This window comes from Pseudonocardia sp. Ae150A_Ps1, from assembly GCF_001932315.1.
Lineage (GTDB): Bacteria > Actinomycetota > Actinomycetes > Mycobacteriales > Pseudonocardiaceae > Pseudonocardia.
The window spans coordinates 4,719,666-4,744,468 of the sequence record NZ_MCIJ01000001.1 but is presented as its reverse complement, the minus strand read 5'-3'; the positions used below and the strand labels follow the sequence as shown (position 1 = coordinate 4,744,468).

Sequence of the window (24,803 nt, the reverse complement as noted above, 5' to 3'; positions counted from 1 at the left end):
CGCGGTGCCCTACTTCTGGCTGGCGCTGGCGGCGATCTACTTCCTCGCCGCCGGCCTCGGGTGGTTCCCGCTGGGATCGGGCTACGACATCGACCTCGAGCCGAGGGTGGTACCCCGAGTTCGCCGGCGACGTGATCGTCCACGCGCTCCTGCCGGCGATCACCATCGTGGTCAGTTCCCTGGCGGGATGGCTGCTCGGCATGCGCAACATGATGGTGTCCGTGCTGGGCGAGGACTACGTGGTCACCGCGCAGGCGAAGGGGTTGAGCGTGCGCCGCGTGATGCTCGGCTACGCCGCCCGCAACGCCGTCCTGCCCAGCGTCTCGGGTGTCGCCGTCTCACTGGGGTTCATCGTGGGAGGGTCCATCGTCACCGAAGCGGTCTTCAGCTACCCGGGGATCGGGTTCACCCTGCTGCAGGCGGTACGCAACAGCGACTATCCACTGATGCAGGGCATCTTCCTGATCATCACGGTGGCCGTGCTCGCGGCGAACCTGCTGGTCGACCTGATCTACACCCTGATCGACCCCCGCGTCCGGACCGGCGCCGAGGCAGGTGCGCGATGACCGCCCTCACCAGCACGACACCGTCTGCACGGGTCCGGCCACCCCGCAGGCTGACGGCGCTGCTGCGGCGGCCCAAGTTCGTGGTCGGGGCGTCCGTGCTCGCTGTCTACGTCCTCATCGCGCTGGTCGGGCCGCTGCTGGTCGGGGACCCCTCCGCCACCGGTACGGACCTGCTCGCGGCACCCTCGGCCGAGCACCTGCTCGGCACCAACAACAACGGACAGGACATCTTGGCCCAGACGGTCGTCGGTTTCCGGTCGTCCCTGATGGTCGGCGTGCTGGCGGGCGTCCTCACGATGGTGCTGGCCACGATCTTCGGCGTCGTCGCGGGCTACGCGGGAGCCTGGATCGACGAGACCCTCAACCTGGTCAGCAACATCTTCCTCGTCGTCCCGTCCCTGCCGCTGATCGTGGTCGCGGCGAGCTACCTGCAGGGCAGCGGCCTCGTCGCCATCGCCGTCCTCATCGCGATCACCAGCTGGGCGGCTGCGGCCCGGGTGCTCAGGGCCCAGACCGCCTCTCTGTCGCACCGCGACTACGTCGAGGCCGCCCGCGCCTCCGGCGAGCGCCCCTGGCGCATCGTCCTGGTCGAGGTGCTGCCCAACCTGTACCCGATCCTGATCTCTCAATTCGTCTTCGCCATGATCGGCGCGGTCCTCGCCGAGGCAGGTCTGTCCTTCCTCGGCCTCGGCGACCTCGACTCCGTCACCTGGGGAACGATGCTGTTCTTCGCCCAGAACGGAGAGGCGCTGCTGCGCGGGGCATGGTGGTGGTTCATCCCGCCCGGGCTGTGCATCTCCGTCCTGGGCGCGGGGCTGACCCTGCTCAACATGGGCCTCGACGAGCTGCTCAACCCACGCTTACGCCTGCCGGCGAGCCGAGCCGGCGGAGAGGACATCCGATGACCGGATCCCCGACCCGGCCGCCGTCGAGCGATCCCGTGCTGGTCGTCCGCGACCTGCACATCGACTACGAGGCAGCGGCTCCGGTACACGCCGTGCGCGGTGTGGACCTCGACGTGTACCCGGGGGAGCTGCTCGGCATCGCCGGCGAGAGCGGCTGTGGCAAGTCCACGTTCGCCTACGCCGTCGCCAGGCTGCTGCGGGCGCCCGCGCGTCGTGTGGGCGGCTCGATCCGTTTCCACGCCCCGTCGGCGTCGCCGGGTACCGCAGGGGTCGAGCTGACGGAGCTGGCCGGTGCGCAGCTGCGCAGGTTCCGGTGGGACCGGATCTCGATGGTGTTCCAGGGGGCGATGAACGCGCTCAACCCCGTGCAGCGCATCTCGGTCCAGCTGGACGACGTGCTCCGCACCCACCGGCCCGGCATCGATCGCACCGCACGTCACGCCCGCTGCGCCGAGCTGCTCGATCTCGTCGGCCTGGAGCAGCGGGTGCTGCGGACCTACCCGCACGAGCTGTCGGGCGGCATGCGCCAGCGGGTCATCATCGCAATGGCGCTCGCGCTCGAACCCGACGTCGTCCTCATGGACGAGCCCACCACCGCACTCGACGTACTCGTGCAACGCGAGATCCTCGACGCCATCAAGGAACTGCAGGCCCGGCTGCACTTCGCCGTCGTGTTCATCACCCACGACCTGTCTCTGCTCCTGGAGTACGGCGACCGGATCGCGGTGATGTACGCCGGACGCATCGTCGAGATCGGGACCACGACCCAGATCAAGAACGATCCGAAGCTCCCCTACACCGCCGGGCTGCTCGAAGCCTTTCCGACCCTGCGCTCGGAGCGTCGAGAACGACGGGGGATCCCGGGACATCCACCCGACCTGGCTCTCGAGCTGACCGGATGCGCGTTCGCCGACCGGTGTGGATTCGTGATGCCCGAGTGCACGAGCGGCGACGTCCACCTGGTACCGACCGCTGCGGCAGACGTCGCCTGCAAGCTGCATCACCCGCATACGGTGCCCGATGGATCACCGGCATCGCTGGACGTGAGCGCTGTACCTCGCAGCGCCGGGAGGGATCATCGATGAGCAGTCTGCAGGCCGTCGACCTGGTCCGCGAGTTCCGCGTGCGCGGCCGGCGCGATGCCCCGCTGCGCGCCGTCGACGGGGTCTCGTTCACCATCACGTCCGGTGCGACCGTGGCGCTGGTCGGCGCCAGCGGGAGCGGTAAGTCCACCGTCGCGCGCGTACTCAGCAGCCTCGACAGGCCCACCGCAGGCCACGTGCTGCTCGACGGCGAGCCACGGCGGACCGATTCCCGTTCGCTGCGTGCCTACCGCAAGGTCGTCCAGATGGTGTTCCAGGACCCCTTCGCCTCGCTCAACCCCGTGAAGCCGGTGCGGCACCTGCTGGGTCGTCCACTGCGTATCCACCGGCTGGCCACCGACGCCGACGCCGAACGGCGCGGCGTGCTCGAACTGCTGGAGCGGGTGAGCCTGCGCCCCGTCGAGCAGTTCGTCGACAAGCTGCCCCACGAACTGTCGGGCGGGCAGCGCCAGAGGGTCGCCATCGCGCGGGCTCTCGCCGCCCGGCCCCGGATCCTCATCGCCGACGAACCCGTGTCCATGCTCGATGTCTCCGTCCGGCTGGACATCCTCACGCTGATCGAACGACTCAAGCGCGAGGACGACCTGGCGGTGCTCTACATCACCCACGACCTCGCGACTGCCCGGCACTTCTCGACATCGATCATGGTCATGAACCAGGGACGCATCGTCGAGCACGGGGATGCCGACCAGATCATTTTCGAACCGGCCGATCCCTACACCCGTCGACTGGCCGAGGCTGCGCCTGATCCGTGGCGCACGTCGACGGGTCCACCCTGACCGGGGTCCACTCTGGACAGCCCGCGACGGCACCGGTCGGAGTGTGACCCTGTCACCGGTGCGCCGATCGCGGACGCACGTCGACGCCAGGTCACGGGCTGTGCCGCCACGTCGGCGAGTGCGTCCGGAGGACGCGTCCCGCCCCCGGATCCCGTCCGTCAGGAGACCGTGACCACGAGGCTCTCCAGCCCCCGCAACCCGTTGTTGACCATCGGGCGCGACTCGACGATCTCGAACCGGCGCACCCGGTCGGCCAGCCGGTCCAGGAGAGCCGTCATCTCCAGCCGCGCCAGGTGCATGCCCACGCAGACGTGCTCACCCCGGCCGAAGGCCAGGTGGTCCGACGGCCGCCGCGTGATGTCGAACCGCGTCGGATCGGGGTAGTGCCGGTCGTCGCGGTTCGCCGACCCGTAGAGCAGGGCGACGCGCGACCCCGCCGGGAGCAGGGTCCCACCGATCTCGTGGTCCTCGGTGAGGACGCGGGAGAACTGCGGCACCGGCGTCTCCAGGCGCAGCGACTCGTTGATCGCGTGCGGGATGAGCGAGCGGTCCGCGCGCAGCAGGTCCCACTGGTCGGGGTGCTCGGCGAACAGCCGGACGGTGTTCGAGATGGCCAGGATCGTCGTGTCCAGGCTCGGCGTGACGTAGTCGAGCATCATCACCGGGCACTTGTCGTGCGGCATCTCCCCGCGGTCGGCGGCCTCGTAGAGGTGCGCCGCCCAGCCGTCCGGGCGGAGCCGGCCCGGCACCGCCTCCTCGACGGCGAACGCCATGAACTCGTCGACCGACGGCTGCGACGCGGTGAACCGCTCGTTGGCGGGCCCCTGGACGTTCCAGATGGCGGCCGCCCACTCCAGCATCTTCTCCCGCCCCCGGTCCGGGAGCCCGACCAGCTCGGACACGACGGCCATCGGGAGGTGCTCGGCGAGCTCGGTGGCGGCGTCGAACCGGCCGCGGTCGACCAGCTCGGTGACGATCGTCGCGGCCTCGGCCTCGATGCGCGGGGCGATCTCGCGCATCCGGTCCTGGCGCAGCGGGCGTCCGAGGACCGAGCGCATCATCGTGTGGTCCGGCGGGTCGCTGCACAGCGTGATGCCTTCGAGCTGCGCGTTGACCTGCGGGTCGACGAACACTCCCCGGGCCGACGAGAACGTCCGCCAGTCCATGAGGGCCGCGCGGACCTCGTCGTAGCGCGGCAGCGCGTAGAGGCCGTCCCGGGTCAGCCGGACCACGGGCCCGAGCTCCCGGAGCTCCTCGTAGATCGGGTAGGGGTCGATCCGCGCCGGTTCGGAGAACAGGTCGACGTCACTGGCAGGGACGGTGGGCGCTGCGGGAACGGTCACGGCTCTCCCGGGTGGTGGGGCGTCGTCCGTCCGATGTCTACCAGCTCCGGGCACCGCTGCCCCCGGTCCGACGACGACCGGCCCGGCCGGGCGGCGACGGCACCCGCGGGGGCGGTCCCGTCGTCGTTGTTGATTTATAAATTATTCGGTACCGTCCCGCCGACCACCCCGTCCAACGTCCGGAGGCACCGCCGTGACCCCGCTCCCTCTCGACGGCGTCACCGTCGTCGCCCTCGAGCAGGCCATCGCCATCCCGTTCGCCACCCGCCAGCTCGCCGACCTCGGCGCCCGGGTGATCAAGATCGAACGTCCCGGCACGGGTGACTTCGCCCGCCAGTACGACACCACCGTCCTGGGCCAGTCCAGCCACTTCGTATGGGTGAACCGGGGCAAGGAGTCGGTCGAGCTCGACGTCAAGGACCCCGACGGGCTGGCCGCGCTGCGGTCGCTGCTGGACGAGGCCGACGTCTTCGCGTCCAACCTGGCCCCCGGCGCGGTGGGCCGGCTCGGGCTGGACGGCGCGACGCTGTCGGAGACCCACCCCCGGCTCGTCGTCTGCGAGCTGTCCGGCTACGGCGAGGACGGGCCCTACGGCGGTAAGAAGGCCTATGACCTGCTGGTCCAGTGCGAAGCCGGGCTGCCGTCCGTGACGGGGACGCCGGACGAGCAGGTGAAGGCCGGGATCCCCGTCGCCGACATCGCCGGGGGCATGTACGCGTTCTCCGGGATCCTGTCCGCCCTCTACGAGCGCGAGCGCACCGGCCGCGGCCAGGTCCTCGAGGTGACGCTGTTCGAGGCGCTCGCCGAGTGGATGGGCTACGCCGCCTACTTCTCCCGGTTCACCGGCTCGGCGCCGCCCCGGTCCGGGCTCCACCACGCCGCGATCGCGCCGTACGGCCCGTTCGCGACGGCCGACGGCGCCGTCTACCTGTCCGTGCAGAACGACCGGGAGTGGCGGCGGTTCTGCGAGGTCGTGCTGGGCGAGCCGGAGCTGGCCGACCGCGCCGGCCTGGTCACCAACGACGTCCGGTACCGGAACCGGGGCGCCGTGCAGGAGCTCGTCGAGCAGCGGTTCGCGACCCTCACGGCCGCCGAGGCCGTCGACCGGCTGGACCGCGCGCAGATCGCCAACTCCCAGCTGCGCGACGTCGGCGAGCTGTTCGACCACCCGCAGCTGGCGGCCCGGGACCGGATCCGGGAGGTCGGCACCCAGGGCGGTCCCGTCCCGGCGCTGCTGCCCCCGATCACGGTGCGCGGGCGCGAGCCGCGGATGGCGCCGGTCCCCGCGCTGGGCGAGCACACCGACGCGGTGCGCGCCGAGCTGTCCGCCCGCACCGGTGGTTCCTGAGACCCGCCGGCGGTCAGTCGCGGTCCAGCCAGTCGGCCGCGCTCGCCGCGGCGTCGGCGATGTGCCGGTGCAGGATCTCCCGCGCGGCCGCCGGGTCCCGGCGGGCCAGCGCGTCGACGAGCTCACGGTGTTCGCGCGCGAACGTCTCGTAGCGGTTCTCGAGGACGACGGCCTGGAACGGCAATGCGTTCCACAATCGCGCGACGAATTCCTCCAGCATCGGCGACCGGGCCGCCCGGTACACGCGACGGTGGAATTCCGCATTGCGCGCGCCGACCGTCGAGATGTCCGCGTTCGCCCGGGTCGCCTCGTCGACCGCGCCGAGGGCCGCCTCGATCTCGCGGACGTCGGTGTCGGTCACCAGCCCGGCGGCCCGCTCGGCCGCCATCGGTTCGAGTGCGAGACGCAGCCGGTAGATCTCGGCGACGCGTTCCGCGCTGTGCCGGGCGATCACGGTGCCGCGGTTCGGCACCTGCTCGACCAGCCCGTGCTCGGCGAGCCGGCGCAGCGCCTCGCGGACCGGCGTCAGGCTCATCTCCAGCTGCTCGGCGAGCCCGTTGAGGGTCACCCGCTCGCCGGGCGCCAGTCGGCCGGACCGGATCGCCTCGCGCAGCACCGTGTAGGCGACCTCCGCCTTCGTGGGTGTGTGCGCCGGCCCCAGATTCACGTCCGGCATCGTACGTGACCATTGTCCGGCCACCCGGACACGATTCCCATTTCCCGACCCGACGAACCCCACTGCACAGGAGCAAGGATGATCGTGGTCCACACGACGATCGCGATTCTCGCGGTCGTCCTTCTCATCATGGCGCTGAAAGTGGACCCGATCATCTCGCTGATCACCGGGTCGCTCTATCTCGGCCTGGCGTCCGGCCTGGGCTTCGAGGCCACGCTCGGGGCGATCGTCGACGGCTTCGGCTCGATCATGGCCGAGGTCGGGCTGCTGATCGGCTTCGGCGTCCTGATCGGGTCCCTGCTGTTCGCGATGCGGGCGCTCCAGCGGCTGGTCGGGCTGCTGCTGGACGGGCTCGGCGCACGCCGCCTGCCGTACGCGATGGCCGCGGTGATGACCGCCCTGTTCCCGTCGATCTACGTGGACGTCCAGCTCGTGCTCGCCGCCCCGCTGGCCCGGCAGGCAGCGCCCCGGCTGGGCCCGCGCGGGCTGGGCATCATGGCCGGCGCGCTCACCACCGGGATCCTGGTCGGGTACGTCTTCGTCGTCCCCGGGCTGGGGACGATCTCGATCGCCGGGTTGCTCGGCGTCCCGCTCGCCCAGATGCTCGGCTACGGCCTGCTGATCGGCGTCGCCACCGCGGTGCTCACGGTGTTCCTCTACCGGCGACTCGTCGCGGCGGGCTTCTGGAACCCCGAGCGCGACGAGGTCGATCCCGCCGAGCTCCCGCGGACCGGGCAGGACACCGGCACCGGCACCGAGGCCGCACCCGCGCCGGGTTCCGGCCGCATCCCGTCGCTGCCGGTCTCGCTGCTCCCGGTACTGGTCCCGCTGCTGCTGATCGCGTTCGGGGCCGTCGCCGAGGCCGCCGGGTTCTCGACGCCCTTCATCGCGTTCCTCGGTGACCCGGCGCTGGCCCTGTTCGTCGGCCTGGTGGGCGCCTACGCGCTCGCCAAGGCGACGATCGGTGGCGCGGCCACGGACTCCGCGATGGGCCGGGGGCTCGCCACCACCGGCCAGATCCTGCTCATCACCGGCGTCGGCGGCTCGCTGGGCGCGGTCATCGGCGAGACCGACCTCGACGGCGTCCTCGCCGGCCTCTTCTCCGCCGACGCCGCCTCCCCGGTGGTGGTCAGCATCCTGGTCGCCTGGCTGATCGCCGCCGTGCTGCACCTCGCCATCGGGTCGATCTCGGTCGCCGCGATCACCGCGGCCGGGATCATCGGCCCGATCCTCGCCCAGCTCGACGTCCAGCCGCTGATCATCGGGCTCGCGATCGGCGCGGGCTCGCTGTTCGCGCTGCACGTCAACAGCAACTTCTTCTGGATGTTCCAGGCGCTGCTCGGCGTGACGACCCGCGGGGCGCTCAAGGCGCTCACCTTCGTCACGGCACTGGCGTCGGTCGTGGCGCTGCCCCTGATCGTCGTCCTGGGCCTCGTCGTGTGAGCCCGCGGCCCGCGCCGTCCGGCGCGCCGGGTTCCGCGGATCCCCGGACCGGCACTGCCGGTGCGGGCTCAGCGGGACGACGGCGTCCGGGTCCCGAGTGCCAGCAGTGCGCCGAGCGTCGTCGCCCCCGCGAGGACCACGAACAGCGCCGGGTACCCGCCGAGCAGTCCGGCCAGCGCCGCGCCCGCCCACGGCGAGATCGCGACGGCGGCCGTCGCCGGGGCGGACAGCAGGCCGTTGAGCCGGCCGTAGTACTTCGACGGCCACCGGTCGGACACCGCCGTCGCCTGCAGCAGCGTCGTGATCCCGCGGGCGGCGCCGGTCAGGACGGCCACGGCGACCAGCAGCCACGCCGGTCCGGGCAGCAGCCCGAGCAGCGCCGTCGTGGCACCGAGCCCGGCGAGGACGACGACCGCGCGGGTCCGCACCCCGAGCCGCCCGACCGTCCGCGCGTAGAACGCCCGGCCCGCGACCTGGCCGAGACCGCCGAGGCCGAGCGCCCAGGCCGCCGCCTGCACGTCCAGGCCGCGCTCGATGAGCAGCGGCACCTGGTTCACCGCGACCGCGAAGCTGCAGAACACGCCGAGGCACACCGCGGCGACCGTCAGCAGGAACGCCGGGCTGCGGGTGATCGCGCCCGGCCGGGCGCCGCGCGGCGGTTCCGGCGCCTCCGGCCACGGCCCGCGCAGCCCGAACAGGTGCGCGGGGACCGTCACCACCCCGAGGACGACGGCGAGCACCAGGTAGGTCCCGCGCCACCCGAACGGCTCCAGCAGCGCCGCCGTGAGCGGCGCGAACACCGTGCTCGCCAGCCCGCCGGCCAGGGTGACCCAGGTCAGCGCCCGCACCCGGTCGGTGCCCCACCAGCGGGTCAGCGCCGCGAACGCCGGCGGGTAGAGCGTCGCGGACTGGGCGAGCCCGGCGAGCAGCCACGCGGCCAGGAACCACGGCCACGACCCCGCACAGGCGATCGCGACGACGGCAGGCACCGCGAGCAGCGACCCGGCGGTCATCGGCCACCGCGGGCCCCACCGGTCCAGCACCCGTCCGACGCCGATCCCGGCCAGCGCCGACACCACCAGCCCGGCGGAGAACGCGCCGGTCACGGCGGAGTGCGACCAGCCCGTGTCGTCCGAGATCGCCGGGGCCAGCACCGGGAGCGCGTAGTAGAGGACGCCCCAGCTGGTGAGCTCGGTCAGGCACAGCACGGCCAGCACGCGGCGGCGCGGCACCGGGTCGTGCACCGGACGTCTCACCTCGCAACCGTTCGCCCGGAGGACCGTAGCGGCGCGCCACCTAGACTGCCCGTCGGACAGCCGACGATCGTCTGAAGAACCGGAAGGACGGCGCGCAGCGGTGCGACTCGACCCCACCACGGCAGCGGGCAGCGACTCCCCCATCGGCGCGGCGCTCGCGCTGGCCGGCGAACGCGACCCCGCCCGCGACGCCGAGCACCCGCTGCTCGACCTCTCCCAGGCCGCACCGGCCTACCCACCGGCGCCGGAGGTCGTCGAGCAGGTCGTCGCGACCACCCAGGACCCGGCGATCCTCGGCTACGCGCCCGTCCCGGGGCTGCCGCCGCTGCGGCGGGCGATCGCCGACGAGCTCTCCCGCGACTACGCGGGCACCGTCACCCCGGACGACGTGACCGTCACCGCGGGCTGCAACCAGGCGTTCGCCGTCGTCGCCGACGCGCTCGCCGGGCCCGGCGACGAGATGATCATGCCGCTGCCGTACTACTTCAACCACCAGATGTGGCTGACGATGCGCGGCGTGCGCCCGGTGTACCTGGAGCCGGACGAGCAGCTCGTCCCCCGCGCCGCCGACGCCGAGGCCCTGATCACCCCGCGCACCCGGGCGATCGTGCTGGTCACACCCGGGAACCCGAACGGGGTCACCGTGCCGCCGTCGGAGATCGTGGCGTTCGCCGGGCTGGCCCGCCGGCACGGCATCGCGCTGGTCGTCGACGAGACCTACCGCTCGTTCCGCGACGCCGCGGACGAGCCGGCGCACCCGCTGTTCGCCGACCCGGACTGGCGCGACACCGTCGTCAGCCTGCACTCCTACTCCAAGGACCTGGCCATCCCCGGCTACCGCGCCGGGTCGGTGGTCGCCGGGGCGGACCTCACCCGCCAGGTGCTCAAGCTGCTCGACTGCGTCGCGATCTGCGCGCCGCGGGTCGGGCAGGAGGCGGCGCTCGCCGGGCTCACCCGGGCCGGGACCTGGCGGGCCGAGCGGGTCGCCGAGGTCGCGCGCCGCCGGGCCTGGCTGGGCGCGGCGCTGGCGGACCGGCCGGGCGGCTTCGAGGTCGTCGCGCTCGGCGCGTTCTTCGCGTGGGTGCGGCACCCGTTCGAGGGCACGCCGACGCTCGACGTCGTCCGTGAGCTGGTGCTCGGCCACGACACCCTGACCATCCCCGGCACGGCGTTCCTGCCCGACGACCGCCGGATGCTGCGGCTGAGCGTCGGCAAGGTCGACGAGGCGGCAGCGGCGACGCTCGCGACCCGGCTGGCGGCGGCCGGCAGCCGGGCCGGCGCAGCCTCCTGACCGGCCTGGAGCGACGGGGCGGGCCAGGAATCCGGGCGGGGCGGCACGCGTTGAGGCCCGCGTGACCGACACCGGACTGCGCACCGGCACCGCCGCGGGCCGATGGGTGATCCTCGGCTCGGGCATGGCGATGCTCGACAACACCGTCGTCACGATCGCGCTGCCGCGCATCGGTGAGGAGCTCGGCGCGGGCTTCGCCGGTCTGCAGTGGACGGTCAATGGCTACACCCTCACCCTGGCCGGGCTCATCCTGCTGGGCGGCTCGCTGGGTGACCGGTTCGGGCGGCGCCGGGTGTTCGTGACGGGGGCCGTGTGGTTCGCGGTCGCGTCCCTGCTGTGCGCGCTCGCCCCGACCGTGGAGCTGCTCGCGGTCGCGCGGGCGCTGCAGGGCGTCGGCGGGGCGCTGCTCACGCCGGGCAGCCTGGCGCTGATCTCCGCGTCGTTCCACGGCGCCGACCGCGCCGCGGCGATCGGCGCCTGGTCCGGCCTCGGCGGGGTCGCGGGGGCGCTCGGCCCGTTCGTCGGCGGGACGCTGGTCGAGTGGTCCTGGCGGGCGGTGTTCCTGATCAACCTGCCGCTCGCGGCGGTCGTCGTCGCGGTCGCGCTGCGGCACGTGCCGGAGTCGCGCGACCCGGAGGCGCCGCACCGTCCGGACCTCCCGGGCAGTGTGCTCGCCGTGGCCGGGCTGGCGCTGCTGACCTGGGCCGGGACCGCGGCCGGGACCGGTGGGACGCCCGGCCCGGCGGTGTGGGCCGCGGGCGCGGCCGGCGTGGTCGCGCTGGTGGCCTTCGCGCTGGCGGAGCGGCGCAGCCCGTCCCCGCTCGTGCCGCCGGACCTGTTCACCGGCAGCGCGGGCCGCCGGTTCACCGGCGCCAACCTCGTGACCGTCGCCGTCTACGCGGCGCTGTCGCTGCTGTTCGTGCTGATCGCGGTCCAGCTGCAGGTGGTGGCCGGGTTCTCGCCGCTGCTGGCGGGCACCGCGACGCTGCCCGTCACCGTCCTCATGCTGCTGCTGTCACCGCGCGCCGGGCGGCTCGCCACCCGGACCGGACCGGCCCCGCTGGTGACGACCGGGCTGCTGCTGGCCGCCGCGGGTGCGTTCCTCGCCGGGCGGCTGGACGCGGGCGCGAGCTGGCTCCTCGACGTCCTCCCCGCGACCGCGCTGGTGGGGCTGGGGCTCTCCGCCGCCGTCGCCCCGCTCACGACCGCCGTGCTCGACGCCGCCTCCGACCGGCACGCCGGCGTCGCCTCCGGGGTGAACAACGCGATCGCACGGGCGGCCGGGCTGCTGGCCGTCGCCGTCGTGCCCGCGGTGGCGGGCATCCGGGGCGACGGACCGGCGGACGCGGCGTCGTTCGGCCCGGGGTTCGGGGTCGCGATGACGATCGCGTCGGCACTTCTCGTGGTCGGAGCCGTACTCGCCGCTGCACTGTTGCGGCGTTCCGACGCGACATAGGTCACCTCGGCAGGACACGGGCTGCGCCGGTCACTACAAAGGCGTTACTGCAAACGTGTGAGGTGTGAGTGCGCGGAGCCGGTCCCGAGCCCGTCACCGTCGCCGACGACGCGGGTCGGCCCTCACGCACGGTCACCACTCCGCTGCTCGCCGCAGTCTCCCGCGCCGTCGAGGACTTCGCACTCGCCCCGTCCCGGGACCGCCCGACGGCCGTCGTCGGGCTCGTGCAGCGCGCCGGCTACCTGGAACCGCACCTGGGGACCTGGGCCCGGATCGCCGAGCGGTGCGGCGGCGGCGCGGTCGTCGCCGTCGCCGGGGAGCCGCCCGAGGGCCTCCCACCGGGGCTCGGCTGCGTCCCGCTCGCCGACGGCGAACCGGCGGCCCGGGAGTGGAGCGTCACGGTGCTCACCCCACGGTCCGGGGCCACCGTCGTCGCGCACGACCTGGAGGCCGTCGACGGGTCGGCCCGGTCGCTGGAGCGCGGGCGGCTGTTCACCGCACGCTGGTCGTTCCGGCACTCCGACGCGCACGACGAGCTCCTGCGGCTGCGCCGGGAGCTCGGGCCGCGGCTCGGGCCCCGCCGGACCGGCGCGCTCGACGAGGTGCTGTCCCGCGTCGTCCCGATCCCCGGCACGGCCACCGACCACCGCTACGACGCCGCGGCGGACCGGCTCGCGCGCAGCCTGTCGGACGAGCGCCGGCGGGCCGACCTGGCCGAGAACCGGCTCGACGCGCACGAGCCGGGCGCCGAGCGGGATCCGCGCAGCGGCCTGCCCACCCGGGCGTTCCTGGACCGGTGGATGCACGGCTCGGCCCCCGGGACGCTGCCGCTCGGGCTGGTGCTGCTGCGGGTGCACGGCCTGGGCACGGTGAACCGCCTGCACGGGTTCCGGGCCGAGTCCTCGGTGCTCCAGGGCGTCGCCCGGCTGCTCGGCGGGCACACCGGCGCCACCGGGCGGCCGGTCCGGGTCGGCCGCGAGGAGTTCCTGCTCGTGCTGCCCGGCCTCGACGTCCGGACGCTCGCCGGTACCGCCCGGCGGCTCTGCGAGAGCGTCGCCGGCCTGTCCTCGGCGTTCCCGTTCGTGCCGACGCCGTCCCACGCGGTGATCACCCGGACCCGGGACCGGCCGCTCCCGCTCGACGCCCTGTGGGCGGCGCTCGACGGCGCGGCGGGCACCGGCGTCACCCTGCTGCGGGGCTGACGGCGGTGCACCGAACGGGCCGCTCAGGACTCCAGCGCGATGCCCTCCGCCGACCGGCAGGCCAGCGCGACCAGCGCCAGCGTCGGACCGACCGCCCCGGCCGACGGGAACACCGCGCTGGACGCGATGTGCACGTTGGGGGTGCCGTGCACGCGGCAGTCCGGGTCGACGACACCGGTGCGCGGCGAGTCCGACATCCGCAGCAGGCCCATCTGGTGCGTGCCGTCGGTCATGTCCATCGAGTGCACCTGCTCGACGTCGGACAGGTCGACGTGCGCCAGGCCGGTCCGCTCGAGCTCCTTGCCGATGAGCGTCAGCGAGGTCGCGATCGCGTCCCGGTCGGCGGCGGAGACCCGGTAGTCGACGCGCAGCCGGTGCTGCCCCAGTGCGTCCCGCTCGCGGTCCAGGGTGACCCGGTTGGCCGGGTCCGGGGTCTGCTCGGCGTCGAACCGCAGCCGGCAGTGCCCGGTGTCCAGCGGCATGAACGACGGGACCCGCCGCTCACCGGTGATCCGGGGCCGCACCCACCCGCGGGCGAAGCGGGCCACCCGCAGGGGGTCGGCCGCGACGTTGCGCACGTGCCTGCCGATGCCGGTGGTGCGGGCGTACTGGGCGTGCGTGCCCGCCGCCTTGAACCCGGTGCGGATCCGCCCCATCCCCCAGTACGTCAGGGCGAACGTGGACAGCAGCGCGTCGCCGTGGGCGGGGTCCTTCGGGTCGGCGAACCACAGCGCCGCCTTCAGGTTGCCCAGCCGGTGGTCGGCCTGCGCCCGGGGCGTCAGCGAGAGCATCCGGCGGGCGTAGACGCCGTCGTCGGTCGGGAGGTAGCCGAGACCGAGCGACCGGCCGGCCTTCGTCAGCCGCAGCCGGCCGACCTCGCCGACCGGGTGCGTCATGTAGTGCCTGCCGACCTGGCCGTACTCGTCGCCGATGCCGGTGCCCATGCCGGTACCGCCGTAGCCGTCGGACGCGAGCAGGATCCGGGTGGACTCCAGGCCGCCGGCGGCGACGACGAAGTGCCGTGCCCGCACCCGCACCTCCAGCCCGGGACGCGGGACGACGACGGCCTCGGTCGCGGCCCCCGACACCGGGTCGCGCTCGAGCCGGGTGACGGTGGCGTGCAGGAACAGCCGGATCCGCCCGGCCCTCGCCATCGCCTCGACCCGCGGCGCGAACGACGTCGGCGGGCTCCAGCGCCATAGGTCGTCCCAGCGCAGGACGTCCGACGACACCCCGGACGGGGTGAGCGGGAAGCCGGACGAGGCGGCGGAGTACTCGCAGGCACCGGCGTCGAGGTGCCGCTGCGCGACCGCGTACCAGCCCTGCAGCTCGTCGTGGGCGATCGGCCAGCCGGAGCCGGGCAGCCAGTCGCGCTCGGCGAAGTCGACGTCGTCGAGCGGGGCGCAGCGCCCGCCCCAGACGATCGAGGTCCCGCCCAGCCGCTTCTGCCGGACGGCGTCGACCGGGTCGTGCGCGCCGCGGCCGGTGACGCCGCGGTAGGTGTCACGGGCGGTGCGTCCCAGGCCGGGGCCGCCGCCCTCCAGGACGACGACGCGCAGGCCGCGGTCGGCGAGCTCCGCGGCGACCGCGGCACCCGCCGGGCCGCTGCCGATCACGCAGACCTCGGCCTCGAACCAGGAACCGGGGAGCGCTCGTCGGGTGTCGATGAGCATTGCGGCGCGGATCCTTCCGGTCGTGTCCCCCGGGGGCAGGGGGCAGACGTGCTCGGTACCGTCTGTCCGGTTCCGCAGGGTTGTGCGGAACCCGAATCGGGTGTGTTTCGTTGCGTTCGACCGATTCTCGCCGGAAGAGCTCCGGTGAAGCGGTCCAGGAGGACAATTATGGGACTCGCCGCCGCGGCGACGACCGCAAGGGGTATGGCCGCCACCGTCCGCGTGCTCGGACCGGGTGAGCTGGGCCGGTTCACCGGCGGCGACCGGTCCGAGGTGGCCCGCTTCGAGCGCGAGCTCGCGGCCCACGTCGGCACCGGGCACGCGCTGGCCGTGAACAGCGGGACCAGCGCGCTCGTCGCCGCGCTCGTCGGTGCCGGGATCGGGCCGGGCGACGAGGTGCTCGTGCCCGCCTACACCTGGGTGTCGACGGCCGCGGCGGCGCTCGCCGTCGGCGCCGTCCCGGTGCTCGTGGAGATCGACGGGTCGCTGACGATGGACCCGGCCGACCTCAAGGACCGGATCACGACGCGCAGCCGCGCCGTGGTGCCGGTGCACATGGGCAACCAGGTCGCCGACATGGACGCGATCATGGAGGTGGCCGCCGCGCACGACCTCGTCGTGATCGAGGACGCGTGCCAGGCGATCGGTGTGTCCTACCGCGGCCGGAAGGTGGGCTCGATCGGGCACGCCGGCTGCTTCAGCTTCAACCAGCACAAGAACATCCGCGCCGGTGAGGGCGGGGCGCTGGTGACGAACGACGCCGCGCTGTTCGAGCGGGCGTCGATGTACCACGACGTCGGCAGCGACGAGCGGCCCGGCTGGGCCGGGAACGACGCCGACCTGATCGTCGGGGTCAACCTGCGGATGCCGGAGCTGTCCGCGGCGGTGCTGCGCCCGCAGCTCGCCGGGCTCGACCGGCAGATCGCCCGGCGCCGCCGGCACCGCACGATCGTCCTCGACGCGCTGGCGTCGCGGACGGACCTGGAGCCGGTCCCCCATCACGACCCGCTCACCGCCGCCGGGCTGGCCGTGCGGTTCGACGGGGCGGCCGACCCGGTCCGGTCGGCCACCGCCTTCGCCGGGAACCGCGGCGTGCATCGGCTGATCGACACCGGCCGCCACGTCTACACGAACTGGCGTTCGCTGCAGGCCCGCAACCCGGTGCACCCGGCGCTGGACCAGTACGCGGCGGTCGACGCGCACATCGACCACGGTCCGACGGCCTGCCCCCGCACCCTGGAGATCCTCGCCCGCACCTGCGCGGTCGACCTGGCGCCGGAGCTGCCGACCCCGGCGTTCCGGCTGCTCGCCGGGCGGATCGCCGGCTGATCCCGGGCGGCGGGAGCGTGCCGGCACCGGCAGACTGCGCCGGGTGACCGGCCCGCTCGATCCCGCTCCCCACGACGACGCCGACCCGCTCGCCCGCTTCCGGGACCGGTTCGCCCCGGCCCCCGGCCTCGTCGCCTACCTCGACGGCAACTCGCTCGGCCGCCCGCCGGCGGCGACGGCCGAGCGGCTCGCCCGCTTCGTCCGCGAGGACTGGGGCACCCGGCTGATCCGCGGCTGGGACGAGGGCTGGTGGACCCGGCCGGAGGACCTGGGCGACCGGCTCGGCGCGCTGGCGCTCGGGGCCGCACCGGGACAGACCGTCGTCGCCGACTCGACGACGGTGCTGCTCTACAAGCTGGCCCGGGCCGCCGTCGCGCTCCGGCCGGGCCACGACGAGATCGTCACCGACGCCGGGGACTTCCCCACCGACCGCGACCTGCTCGCCGGGATCGCTGCCGAGCGCGGCCTGCGGCTGCGCCGGATCGACACGGACCCGGCCGGCGGGATCACGCCGGAGGAGGTCTCCGCGGCCGTGTCGGAGCGGACGGCACTGGTCAGCCTCAGCCACGTCGCGTACCGCTCCGGCCGGATCGCCGACGTCGCCGCGATCACCCGGATCGCGCACGACGCGGGCGCACTCGTCCTGTGGGACCTGTCGCACTCGGCCGGGTCGGTGCCGGTCGAGCTGGACGCCTGGGGCGCCGACCTCGCGGCGGGCTGCGGCTACAAGTACCTGAACGGTGGGCCCGGCGCCCCCGCGTTCGGCTACGCCCGCGCCGGGCTGCTGCCCGGCATCGAGAACCCGGTCCGCGGCTGGGTCGGCCGGGCCGAGCCGTTCGCCATGGACGCGGAGTTCGCGCCGGATCCCGGGATCCGGCGGCTGCTGTCCGGCACCCCGCCGGTGCTCGCCACGGTGCCGCTGCAGGTCTCGCTGGAGATGCTCGCCGAGGCCGGGACCGGTGCGGTCCGGGAGAAGTCGCTGCGGCTCACCTCGTACGTGCTGGACCTCGCCGACGCCTGGCTGGAGCCGCTCGGCGTCACCGTCGCCTCGCCGCGCGACCCGCGGCACCGCGGCGGGCACGTCATGCTCACCCGGCCCGGGTTCGCCGGCCTGCTCGCACCGCTGCACGCGGCCGGGGTGATCCCCTACTTCCGGGAGCCGGACGGGCTGCGGATCGGCCCGGCGCCGCTGTCGACCTCGTTCGCCGAGGTGCACGCCGGGATGGCGGTGCTCCGGGACATGATCGCCCGGGAGCCGGGATCGGCGCCCGGGTCTGGCCGGACAGCTCCGGTCGATCACCGAACGTGATCCCATCTCGCGGACGGTCACCAGGTCGGCGGACGCGGGCCGTCGGGGGCGGGCTAGCGTGGCCCCGTGTCCCGACGTCCCGACGATGCCACGGTGACGGCGTGGGCGCTGGCCGCAGGCGCCGGCGACCAGGCCGCGCTGTCGTCGTTCGTGCGGGCGACCCAGGCCGACGTGCACCGGTTCCTGGTGCACCTGAACGGCCGTGCCGACGCGGAGGACCTCGCCCAGGAGACCTACCTGCGGGCGCTGCGGACCCTGCCGACGTTCGAGGCCCGGTCCAGCGCGCGCACCTGGCTGCTGTCGGTCGCCCGCCGGGTGGCGGTGGACGCCGTCCGTACGGCGGTGCGGCGTCCCCGCACCCGTGACCTGGGCGAGGACACCGCCGAGGTGATCGAGCGGGCGCTCCCGCGGACCGGCGCCCAGGAGGCGGTGCTGCTCCGCGCGCTGATCGACGACCTCGCCGCGGAGCGGCGGGAGGCGTTCGTCCTCACCCAGGTCCTCGATCTCGGCTACGCCGAGGCCGCCGAGGTCTGCCGGTGCCCGGTCGGCACCATCCGGTCCCGGGTCGCCCGGGCCCGGGAGGACCTGGTCCGGGCGCTCGACGCCGACGGCGGGACCCGCACGGACCGCGCCGGCCGGGCGGCACGCTCCGCACCGAGCTGAGCCGGCGCCCGGACGTCCCGGACCCACGTGACGAGTGTCGCACCGGGAACCACGATCGTTCCGGCGACGACCACTCCTCCACGTGACCGCGCGACCGCGGCCCACGTCCCGGACGACCCAGGAGGACACGTGATCACGTCCGTGCCGCTCGCGTGGGCGCTCACCGCGCTCTTCACCGCCACCGGCGGCTACGCGCTGGCCCGCTGGTCGGAGGCCGTGTCGGCACGGCGCTCGGCGGCGCACCGCACCGCGGAGCTGGCCCACGTCGTGATGAGCGCCGCGATGGTCCTGATGACCTGGACCTGGTCCGGCACCGCTGGTCTCGCCGTCCAGATCGCGCTCTTCGCGGTCTTCGCGCTGTTCTTCGTCGTGACCGCGGCTCGCGGGATCCACTGCGGACCGACCGGGCCGGTCGCCGGCGCGGCGCACGCGTTGATGGCGGCGGCGATGGTCTGGATGCTCGCCGCGATGCCGGTGATCATGCCGGTGGCCGCCGCGTCGTCCGGTGGCGGCGGGCACGCGGGCCACGCCGGCCACGGCGGGGGTTCCGGCGACGCCGGTCACGCGATGCACGCGGGCCAGGCGGGCTGGGCGGTCGCGGCGACGGTCGTGCTGTGCGCCGCGCTGCTCGCCGTCGCCGGGTTCTGGGCGGTGCGCGCGCTGAGCCACGGCACCCGCTCCGGCGACCCCTTCACCCCCGACGACGACGTCACCGGCGGTTCCGGCGCGGCGGTCGGCTGCCCGGACGGCTGCGCGCCCGGCACCGGCGCCACCACGACGGCCGCCCCGGCAGGCGTGGACTCCGACGTTCCGGCCCGCGCGGACAGCGCGGCCGCCGGAACCGCGACGGTGCTCGCGGAGCGCCCGGCCGCCACACCGGCGGCGTCCCGGCTCGGTGCCCGCACCGACGCCGTCTGCCACGCCGTGATGAGCGTCGGCATGGTCGTGATGCTCGCCGCGATGGTGGCAGGCTGGTGAGCGCCGACCTCGAGACCCGGCCCGGCGCGCCCACCCCGCCGCCGGAGCGCGGGCCGCTGTTCCGCGGGCTGAAGCCCCTGATCACCCGGGTGCACTTCTACGCGGGCCTGTTCGTCGGTCCCTTCCTGCTCGTCGCCGCGGTGACCGGGCTGCTGTACACGGTGTCGCCGCAGATCGAGCGGTGGGTGCACGCCGACGCGCTGTCGGTCCCCGTGTCCGGGCCGGAGCGGCCGATCGGCGACCAGGTCTCGGCGGCCCTCGCGACCCAGCCGGGCCTGACGGTGACGGAGGTCAGGCCGTCACCGGAGCCGGGGACCACCACCCGCGTCTCGTTCGACGCCGATCTCCCGGAGAGCTACGCGCGGACGGTGTTCGTCGACCCCTACACCGCGCAGCCGGTGTCCACGCTGGACACCTACGCCGAGTGGCTCCCGGTCCGCGGGGTGATCGACAACCTGCACCGGTCGCTGCTGCTCGGGCCGCCCGGGCAGGTGTACACCGAGCTGGCCGCCTCGTGGCTGGCCGTCCTGACGCTGTCCGGGCTCGTCGTCCAGCTGAGCCGGCGGGTGCGGGCCCGCCGCGACCGGTTCGTCCCGCGGGCCGCCGGCTCGCAGCGGGCGCGGTTGCGCTCCTGGCACGGCGCGGTGGGGCTCTGGGCCTCGGTCGGGTTCCTGTTCCTCGCCGCCACCGGCCTGACCTGGTCGCTGTTCGCCGGGTCGAACGTCACCCAGCTGCGCCAGGCCATGGACTGGACGACACCGTCGGTCAGCAGCACGCTGCCGGACGCGGCGCCCGGCGGCTCCGGCGGCTCCGGGGACACAGGGAGCCCCGGCGGGTCCGCGGGCACGGACCCGGCGGCCACCGCACAGCGGGTCCTCGACGCCGCCCGCGCCGACGGCCTCGGCGGGCCGGTCGAGATCGTCCCCGGCGACGCCGGGGAGGCCTGGCGCGTGCAGCAGGCGGTCCGGAGCTGGCCGGAGCAGCAGGACTCGGTCGCCGTCGACCCCGCGACCGGCGTCGTCACCGACCGGCTCGCGTTCGCCGACTGGCCGGTCGCGGCGAAGCTGGCCCGCTGGGGCGTCGACGCCCACATGGGCCTGCTCTTCGGGACCGCCAACATGATCGCCCTGGCGGCACTCGCGCTGGCCCTGATCGTCCTGGTGGTCTGGGGCTACCGGATGTGGTGGCTGCGCAGGCCCGCGGTGCGCGGGGCCGGGGCGGGACCGCCCGGTTCGCGGGAGCGGCCGTCACCGGCGTCGGTGGCGCTGCTCGCGGGCCTCGCCGTGGTCGTCGGGATCGTCCTGCCGGTGCTCGGGGTCTCGCTGATCCTGTTCCTGCTGCTAGACGCGGCGCTCACCGCGCGGCGCGGGGCCAGCGCCGGGGACCAGAGTCCGGATCCCGTGGGCCGGCCGGACCCGGTGGGGTGATCGGGCCCGGCGGCGCCGGTCCGCGACGCCGCCCCGGGTCCACTCGCGTCCGGGCGCGGCCCGCGCCCCGGCTCCGCTGCCCACCCCGGAGGACCCCTGTCGCGGAATCGCTTCCGCAGGCAGCGAATCCACCGACCCGCTCCACCCGGGGCGGCTCCCGAGCCCGGCCCGCGCCCCCGCTCCGCTGCCCACCCCGAGGGGCCCCTGCTGTGGAATCGCTTCCCCAAGCAGCGAATCCACAGAACCCCCTCCACCCGGGCGGATCCCGGACCTCTACGGCCGCGGACCGTCCCGGTCCCACCCCTCCGTGACGGGCAGCGGCCGGCGGGAACGGGTAGACCGGACGCAGCGATCCCGCCCCCGTCCGCGAAGGAGCCCCCGTGTTCCGGAACTCACCCGCTCCCTGGACCGCCGCCGACATCCCCGATCAGTCCGGCCGGACCGTGGTCGTCACGGGCGCGAACAGAGGCCTGGGTCTCGAGACGGCACGCGCGCTGGTCGACGCGGGTGCCCGCGTCGTGCTGGCCGTCCGCGACACGGCGAAGGGGGACGCCGTCGCCGGCGAGCTGGGCGGCGCGGCGACGGTGCGGCGGCTCGATCTCGCGGACCTGACGTCGGTGCGGGAGTTCGCCGCGGGCGTCGAGGGGCCGATCGACGTGCTCGTCAACAACGCCGGGCTGATGGCGGTCCCGCAGAGCCGCACCGCCGACGGGTTCGAGACCCAGCTGGGGGTGAACTTCCTCGGGCACTTCGCGCTGACCGGCCTGCTCGCCGACCGGATCACCGACCGCGTCGTGACGCTGTCCAGCGTGATGCACCGGATCGGCCGCATCGACCTGGACGACCTGAACTTCCGGCGCCGCCGCTACGAGCGCTGGACCGCCTACGGCCAGTCCAAGCTGGCCTGCCTGATGTTCGCCTACGAGCTGGAGCACCGGTTCGTCGCCGCGGGGTCCCGGCTGCGGTCGACGGCGGCCCACCCCGGCTACTCCGCGACGAACCTGCAGTCGCGGACGGAGTCGGTCCAGGACGCGGTGATGGGCGTGCTGAACCGGATCGTCGCCCAGCCCGCCGCGGCCGGTGCCCTGCCGACGTTGTTCGCCGCGACCGTCACGGACCTGCCCGGCGGGGCATACATCGGCCCGGACGGGATCGGCGAGGCCCGCGGGCACCCGCGCCCGGTCGGATCGACGGCCGCGTCGCACGACCGGCGGGTGCAGGCGGCGCTGTGGGAGCGCGCCGAGGAGCTGACGAAGGGCGCCTTCCCGGTGTAGCGCCGGCCCGGCACACCACACGTGGTGCACCGGGCCGGCGGACCGCGGTCAGAGCTTGGAGGTCCGCGTGAAGTTCTCCGGGACGATCAGGTCGTCGCGGCTCAGCTCGTGGATCGACGACTTGCCGAGCCCGAGCAACGCCTCGTCGATTCCCTTGTAGAGGATCGACAGCACGTTGGTGACGCCGCGCTCGCCCTGCGCGGCCATCCCCCACAGGTACGCACGCCCGATCAGGCAGGCGCGGGCGCCGAGCGCGAGCGCCTTGACGACGTCGGCGCCGCGGCGGATCCCGCCGTCCATCAGCACCTCGACCTGGTCACCGACGGCGTCGACGACGGCGGGCAGCGCCCGGATCGCGGCCGGGGTGCCGTCGAGGTTGTTGCCGCCGTGGTTGGAGACCGAGATCGCGGTGGCGCCGGCGTCGACGGCCCGGCGGGCGTCGTCCGGGTGCATGATCCCCTTGATCATGAACGGGCCGTCCCACTGCTCGCGCAGCCAGGCGAGGTCCTCCCAGGTCGGCAGCGGGCTGGTCCACCAGACGCCGTAGGCGCCGAAGAACGTGGGCGCGTCGCCACCGTCCGGCGGGGCCATGTTCGGGGTCTTCAGGTCCGGCAGCTTCCCGGAGCGGGCCCAGTCCAGCAGGTAACGGGGCTTGTTGATCACCTCGGGCGCGAACTGCATCATCGCCTTGAGGTCCATCTTCTCCGGGATGGGCGGGCTGCCCCAGTCGCGCCGGGTGGCGAAGGTCCAGTCCAGGGTGACGATCAGTCCCTTGGCGCCGGCCCGCTTCGCCCGCATCGCGCGGGCCAGGATGTCCTCGCGGGACCCGGCCCAGTAGACCTGGAAGAAGACCTTGTCGTTGACCGCGCAGACGTCCTCGACCGACCGCGACGCGAACGACGACAGGCCCATCGCCGTCGACACCGTCTGCTCGGGGTTCAGCGGGTTCTGGATGTTGGAGCTCGCCGCGGCCCGCGCGACGGCGACCTCGCCCTCCGGGTCGACCGCCTGGACACCGGTCGGCGAGATCACGACCGGGAAGTCGATCTCCTGTCCGAGGACGCTCGTCCTCTGCTCGCGCTGCGGCGGCAGGCCCGCGATGTGCGGGCGGAAACCGATCTCGTCGAAGGCGGCCACGTTGTCGGCGAGGGTGATGCCCTGCTCCGCCCCGGCCACCAGCGCGTAGTAGACCGACTTCGGGAGGCGCCTGCGCGCCCGGCGCTGCGCCTCCGCGACCGTCTCGAACCAGTCCTTCGTGCTCGCCATGCCTGCCCCTTCGCAGTCCGTGGTGCTCGTGGTCGCTGTCACGTCACGTCGTCACGTGACGGACTTCACGCACGCTATCGTTTCGGCACCCGGTGCCACAATCCGGCGTGCCCGTACCCCGTCCGATCGGCGGGGGCCGTACCGTCCGCCCGACCAGCCACGACGCCGCCCCGCACGGCTCCGGGCACCGTCCGGTGGACCGTCACCCGGTCCGCCGCACCACCACCTCACGGAGCGCGACCGGCGCCACGGGAACGGCCCACCCCGGTTCGTGGAGGCCCGGACGGAGGACCGGCCGTCGGTGACGCTGCGCAGTCTCGCTACGGTGTGCCCGCAGTCACCGGTCAGCGGGCGACGGGCCCGCGGCAAGGAGGAGCCGTGTACAGCCACGCGCGGGGTGGGCACGCTTCCGGTGCGACGCCGGTCGTCTCCGGCGTCACCGGGTACGGAGCGCCTCCCGAGTACGGCGCGAGCCACCACCGGCCGATCGGGCTGCCCGGGCAGTCCCGCAGCCCCGAGCAGCCGCAGGCCCCGGCGCCCGCGGGGACCGGCAACCTGCTGACCGTCCTCGCGGTCGACGACGAGGAGCCCGCCCTCCTCGAGCTCGCCCACCTGCTGGGCGAGGACCCGCGGGTGGACACCGTGCTGACCGCACCGGACGCCACCGAGGCGCTGCGCATCCTGCACAGCTCACAGTCCGACAGCTCCACGCCCGGCGTGGACGTCGTGTTCCTGGACATCCGGATGCCGGGTCTCGACGGCCTGGAGCTCGCCCGGGTGCTCAACGCGATGGCCGACCCGCCGCCGGTGGTCTTCGTGACCGCCCACGACGACCGCGCCGTCGACGCCTACGAGGTCGGCGCCGTCGACTACCTCCTCAAGCCGCTGCGCAGCGAGCGCCTGTCCGGGTCGCTGGACCGGACCGTCGCGCTGCGTGCGGCGCGCCGTGCCGACGCCGCCGGGCCGCCCCCCGGCGCCCCGCCCGTCCCGCACGGCGCACCCGGCCCGGCCGTCCGTCGCGGGGCACCTGCCCCGGTCGCCACCACGGACGACGAGGTCGTCCCGGTCGAGCTGGCCGGCACCACGAAGCTGGTCCCGCGGTCGTCGATCCGGTTCGTCGAGGCCCAGGGCGACTACGCCCGCCTGCACACCGCCGAGGGCAGCCACCTCGTCCGGATCCCGGTGTCGGTGCTCGAGGACCGCTGGGGCGACGCCGGGTTCGTGCGGATCCACCGGGCCTACCTCGTGGCGCTGCAGCTGATCACGGAGCTGCGGATGGCGGGCTCGGGCTACGTCGTGCGGCTCGGCAACGGGCCGACCGCCGTCGAGCTGCCGGTGAGCCGCCGCCACACCGCCGGGCTGAAGCGCATCCTGCGCGGACGACCGCCGCGGCCGCAGCGCGGCCCGGAGGACGGGCCGGACGGCCCCGTCCTGCCCCGGTAGGGCCCCGCCACCGCGGCGGACGGCGTGGACTCCGGAGCGGCGACACGCCGTCACACTCCGCACGGCCGGAACC

The 24,803-nt window shown here is 74.4% G+C and carries 21 protein-coding genes; 16 read left to right on the top strand and 5 right to left on the bottom strand.

Features of this window, described 5'->3' with window-relative positions:
* The first annotated feature begins 131 nt into the window (after positions 1 to 131).
* From Ae150APs1_RS33870 to Ae150APs1_RS22260, 4 genes are read left to right on the top strand one after another with little or no spacing between them, the layout of a single operon-like run.
* Entirely contained in the window at positions 132 to 566 is a 435-nt protein-coding gene (locus tag Ae150APs1_RS33870; RefSeq protein WP_249266437.1) for an ABC transporter permease, read from the top strand.
* Positions 563 to 1,471 (top strand): ABC transporter permease, encoded by a 909-nt coding sequence (locus Ae150APs1_RS33865; protein WP_075300085.1) that lies wholly within the window; start codon positions 563 to 565, stop codon positions 1,469 to 1,471. Before Ae150APs1_RS33870 ends, Ae150APs1_RS33865 begins: the two co-directional genes overlap by 4 nt.
* Entirely contained in the window at positions 1,468 to 2,556 is a 1,089-nt protein-coding gene (locus Ae150APs1_RS33860) for an ABC transporter ATP-binding protein (protein WP_075300083.1), read from the top strand. Before Ae150APs1_RS33865 ends, Ae150APs1_RS33860 begins: the two co-directional genes overlap by 4 nt.
* On the top strand, positions 2,553 to 3,353 hold the full coding sequence (locus Ae150APs1_RS22260) for an ATP-binding cassette domain-containing protein (protein WP_075300081.1): 801 nt from the start codon (positions 2,553 to 2,555) through the stop codon (positions 3,351 to 3,353). The genes Ae150APs1_RS33860 and Ae150APs1_RS22260 overlap by 4 nt, the downstream gene beginning before the upstream one ends.
* 158 nt (positions 3,354 to 3,511) lie before the next feature.
* Here the strand turns inward: Ae150APs1_RS22260 and Ae150APs1_RS22255 are convergent, their stop codons facing one another.
* Positions 3,512 to 4,696 carry a cytochrome P450 gene (locus Ae150APs1_RS22255; RefSeq protein WP_075300079.1) on the bottom strand — a complete coding sequence of 395 codons (1,185 nt, stop codon included), beginning with the start codon at positions 4,694 to 4,696 and terminating at the stop codon, positions 3,512 to 3,514.
* Between the two features lie 193 nt (positions 4,697 to 4,889).
* Here Ae150APs1_RS22255 and Ae150APs1_RS22250 point away from each other — a divergent pair, with 193 nt between their 5' ends.
* Positions 4,890 to 6,044 (top strand): CaiB/BaiF CoA-transferase family protein, encoded by a 1,155-nt coding sequence (locus Ae150APs1_RS22250; protein ID WP_075300077.1) that lies wholly within the window; start codon positions 4,890 to 4,892, stop codon positions 6,042 to 6,044.
* A 13-nt stretch (positions 6,045 to 6,057) separates the two neighbouring features.
* Here the strand turns inward: Ae150APs1_RS22250 and Ae150APs1_RS22245 are convergent, their stop codons facing one another.
* Positions 6,058 to 6,711 (bottom strand): GntR family transcriptional regulator, encoded by a 654-nt coding sequence (locus Ae150APs1_RS22245; protein ID WP_075302422.1) that lies wholly within the window; start codon positions 6,709 to 6,711, stop codon positions 6,058 to 6,060.
* 87 nt (positions 6,712 to 6,798) lie between these two features.
* Here Ae150APs1_RS22245 and Ae150APs1_RS22240 point away from each other — a divergent pair, with 87 nt between their 5' ends.
* Positions 6,799 to 8,163 (top strand): SLC13 family permease, encoded by a 1,365-nt coding sequence (locus Ae150APs1_RS22240; protein WP_075300075.1) that lies wholly within the window; start codon positions 6,799 to 6,801, stop codon positions 8,161 to 8,163.
* A gap of 68 nt (positions 8,164 to 8,231) precedes the next feature.
* Here Ae150APs1_RS22240 and Ae150APs1_RS22235 read toward each other — a convergent pair whose 3' ends face one another.
* The gene (locus Ae150APs1_RS22235; protein ID WP_249266436.1) at positions 8,232 to 9,419 is read right to left on the bottom strand and encodes an MFS transporter; all 1,188 of its coding nucleotides are present in this window, start codon (positions 9,417 to 9,419) and stop codon (positions 8,232 to 8,234) included.
* A 100-nt stretch (positions 9,420 to 9,519) separates the two neighbouring features.
* Between Ae150APs1_RS22235 and Ae150APs1_RS22230 the strand changes: the two genes are divergently transcribed.
* The 3 genes from Ae150APs1_RS22230 (at position 9,520) to Ae150APs1_RS31415 (ending at position 13,368) form a co-directional block, all read left to right on the top strand.
* Positions 9,520 to 10,710 carry an aminotransferase gene (locus Ae150APs1_RS22230; protein ID WP_075300071.1) on the top strand — a complete coding sequence of 397 codons (1,191 nt, stop codon included), beginning with the start codon at positions 9,520 to 9,522 and terminating at the stop codon, positions 10,708 to 10,710.
* A 61-nt stretch (positions 10,711 to 10,771) separates the two neighbouring features.
* Positions 10,772 to 12,166: an MFS transporter gene (locus tag Ae150APs1_RS22225; RefSeq protein ID WP_075300069.1), complete on the top strand. Its 1,395-nt coding sequence runs from the start codon at positions 10,772 to 10,774 to the stop codon at positions 12,164 to 12,166.
* Between the two features lie 68 nt (positions 12,167 to 12,234).
* Complete coding sequence (locus tag Ae150APs1_RS31415) at positions 12,235 to 13,368, top strand: DICT sensory domain-containing protein (RefSeq protein WP_075300067.1); 1,134 nt, start codon at positions 12,235 to 12,237, stop codon at positions 13,366 to 13,368.
* 23 nt (positions 13,369 to 13,391) lie between these two features.
* On the opposite strand, the gene Ae150APs1_RS22215 is transcribed toward Ae150APs1_RS31415, so the two are convergent.
* Positions 13,392 to 15,041 (bottom strand): FAD-dependent oxidoreductase, encoded by a 1,650-nt coding sequence (locus Ae150APs1_RS22215; protein ID WP_010230230.1) that lies wholly within the window; start codon positions 15,039 to 15,041, stop codon positions 13,392 to 13,394.
* Positions 15,042 to 15,209: 168 nt separating this feature from the next.
* Between Ae150APs1_RS22215 and Ae150APs1_RS22210 the strand changes: the two genes are divergently transcribed.
* From Ae150APs1_RS22210 to Ae150APs1_RS22185, 6 genes are all read left to right on the top strand, one after another.
* The gene (locus Ae150APs1_RS22210) at positions 15,210 to 16,370 is read left to right on the top strand and encodes an aminotransferase class I/II-fold pyridoxal phosphate-dependent enzyme (RefSeq protein WP_249266435.1); all 1,161 of its coding nucleotides are present in this window, start codon (positions 15,210 to 15,212) and stop codon (positions 16,368 to 16,370) included.
* A 43-nt stretch (positions 16,371 to 16,413) separates the two neighbouring features.
* Positions 16,414 to 17,679 (top strand): aminotransferase class V-fold PLP-dependent enzyme, encoded by a 1,266-nt coding sequence (locus Ae150APs1_RS22205; RefSeq protein ID WP_075300063.1) that lies wholly within the window; start codon positions 16,414 to 16,416, stop codon positions 17,677 to 17,679.
* Positions 17,680 to 17,745: 66 nt separating this feature from the next.
* Positions 17,746 to 18,342 (top strand): sigma-70 family RNA polymerase sigma factor, encoded by a 597-nt coding sequence (locus Ae150APs1_RS22200; protein WP_075300061.1) that lies wholly within the window; start codon positions 17,746 to 17,748, stop codon positions 18,340 to 18,342.
* A gap of 129 nt (positions 18,343 to 18,471) precedes the next feature.
* On the top strand, positions 18,472 to 19,320 hold the full coding sequence (locus tag Ae150APs1_RS22195) for a DUF5134 domain-containing protein (RefSeq protein WP_075300059.1): 849 nt from the start codon (positions 18,472 to 18,474) through the stop codon (positions 19,318 to 19,320).
* Positions 19,317 to 20,747, top strand: a complete 1,431-nt coding sequence (locus Ae150APs1_RS22190) for a PepSY domain-containing protein (RefSeq protein ID WP_075300057.1) — start codon at positions 19,317 to 19,319, stop codon at positions 20,745 to 20,747. Before Ae150APs1_RS22195 ends, Ae150APs1_RS22190 begins: the two co-directional genes overlap by 4 nt.
* A gap of 380 nt (positions 20,748 to 21,127) precedes the next feature.
* Positions 21,128 to 22,021, top strand: coding sequence for an oxidoreductase (locus Ae150APs1_RS22185; RefSeq protein ID WP_075300055.1), 894 nt, complete (start codon positions 21,128 to 21,130; stop codon positions 22,019 to 22,021).
* A gap of 48 nt (positions 22,022 to 22,069) precedes the next feature.
* On the opposite strand, the gene mftD is transcribed toward Ae150APs1_RS22185, so the two are convergent.
* Complete coding sequence (gene mftD, locus Ae150APs1_RS22180; protein WP_010235874.1) at positions 22,070 to 23,287, bottom strand: pre-mycofactocin synthase MftD; 1,218 nt, start codon at positions 23,285 to 23,287, stop codon at positions 22,070 to 22,072.
* 558 nt (positions 23,288 to 23,845) lie between these two features.
* On the opposite strand from mftD, the gene Ae150APs1_RS22175 reads away from it, so the two are divergent.
* Complete coding sequence (locus Ae150APs1_RS22175; RefSeq protein WP_212567325.1) at positions 23,846 to 24,730, top strand: LytTR family DNA-binding domain-containing protein; 885 nt, start codon at positions 23,846 to 23,848, stop codon at positions 24,728 to 24,730.
* Positions 24,731 to 24,803: the final 73 nt, after the last annotated feature.

What these genes read in the sequence shown, in the direction of transcription:
- mftD (WP_010235874.1), bottom strand. Translation starts at nt 23,287, where the DNA reads ATGGCGAGCACGAAGGACTGGTTCGAGACGGTCGCGGAGGCGCAGCGC.
- Ae150APs1_RS22260 (WP_075300081.1), top strand. Translation starts at nt 2,553, where the DNA reads ATGAGCAGTCTGCAGGCCGTCGACCTGGTCCGCGAGTTCCGCGTGCGC.
- Ae150APs1_RS33860 (WP_075300083.1), top strand. Translation starts at nt 1,468, where the DNA reads ATGACCGGATCCCCGACCCGGCCGCCGTCGAGCGATCCCGTGCTGGTC.
- Ae150APs1_RS22210 (WP_249266435.1), top strand. Translation starts at nt 15,210, where the DNA reads ATGGGACTCGCCGCCGCGGCGACGACCGCAAGGGGTATGGCCGCCACC.
- Ae150APs1_RS22215 (WP_010230230.1), bottom strand. Translation starts at nt 15,041, where the DNA reads ATGCTCATCGACACCCGACGAGCGCTCCCCGGTTCCTGGTTCGAGGCC.
- Ae150APs1_RS22240 (WP_075300075.1), top strand. Translation starts at nt 6,799, where the DNA reads ATGATCGTGGTCCACACGACGATCGCGATTCTCGCGGTCGTCCTTCTC.
- Ae150APs1_RS33865 (WP_075300085.1), top strand. Translation starts at nt 563, where the DNA reads ATGACCGCCCTCACCAGCACGACACCGTCTGCACGGGTCCGGCCACCC.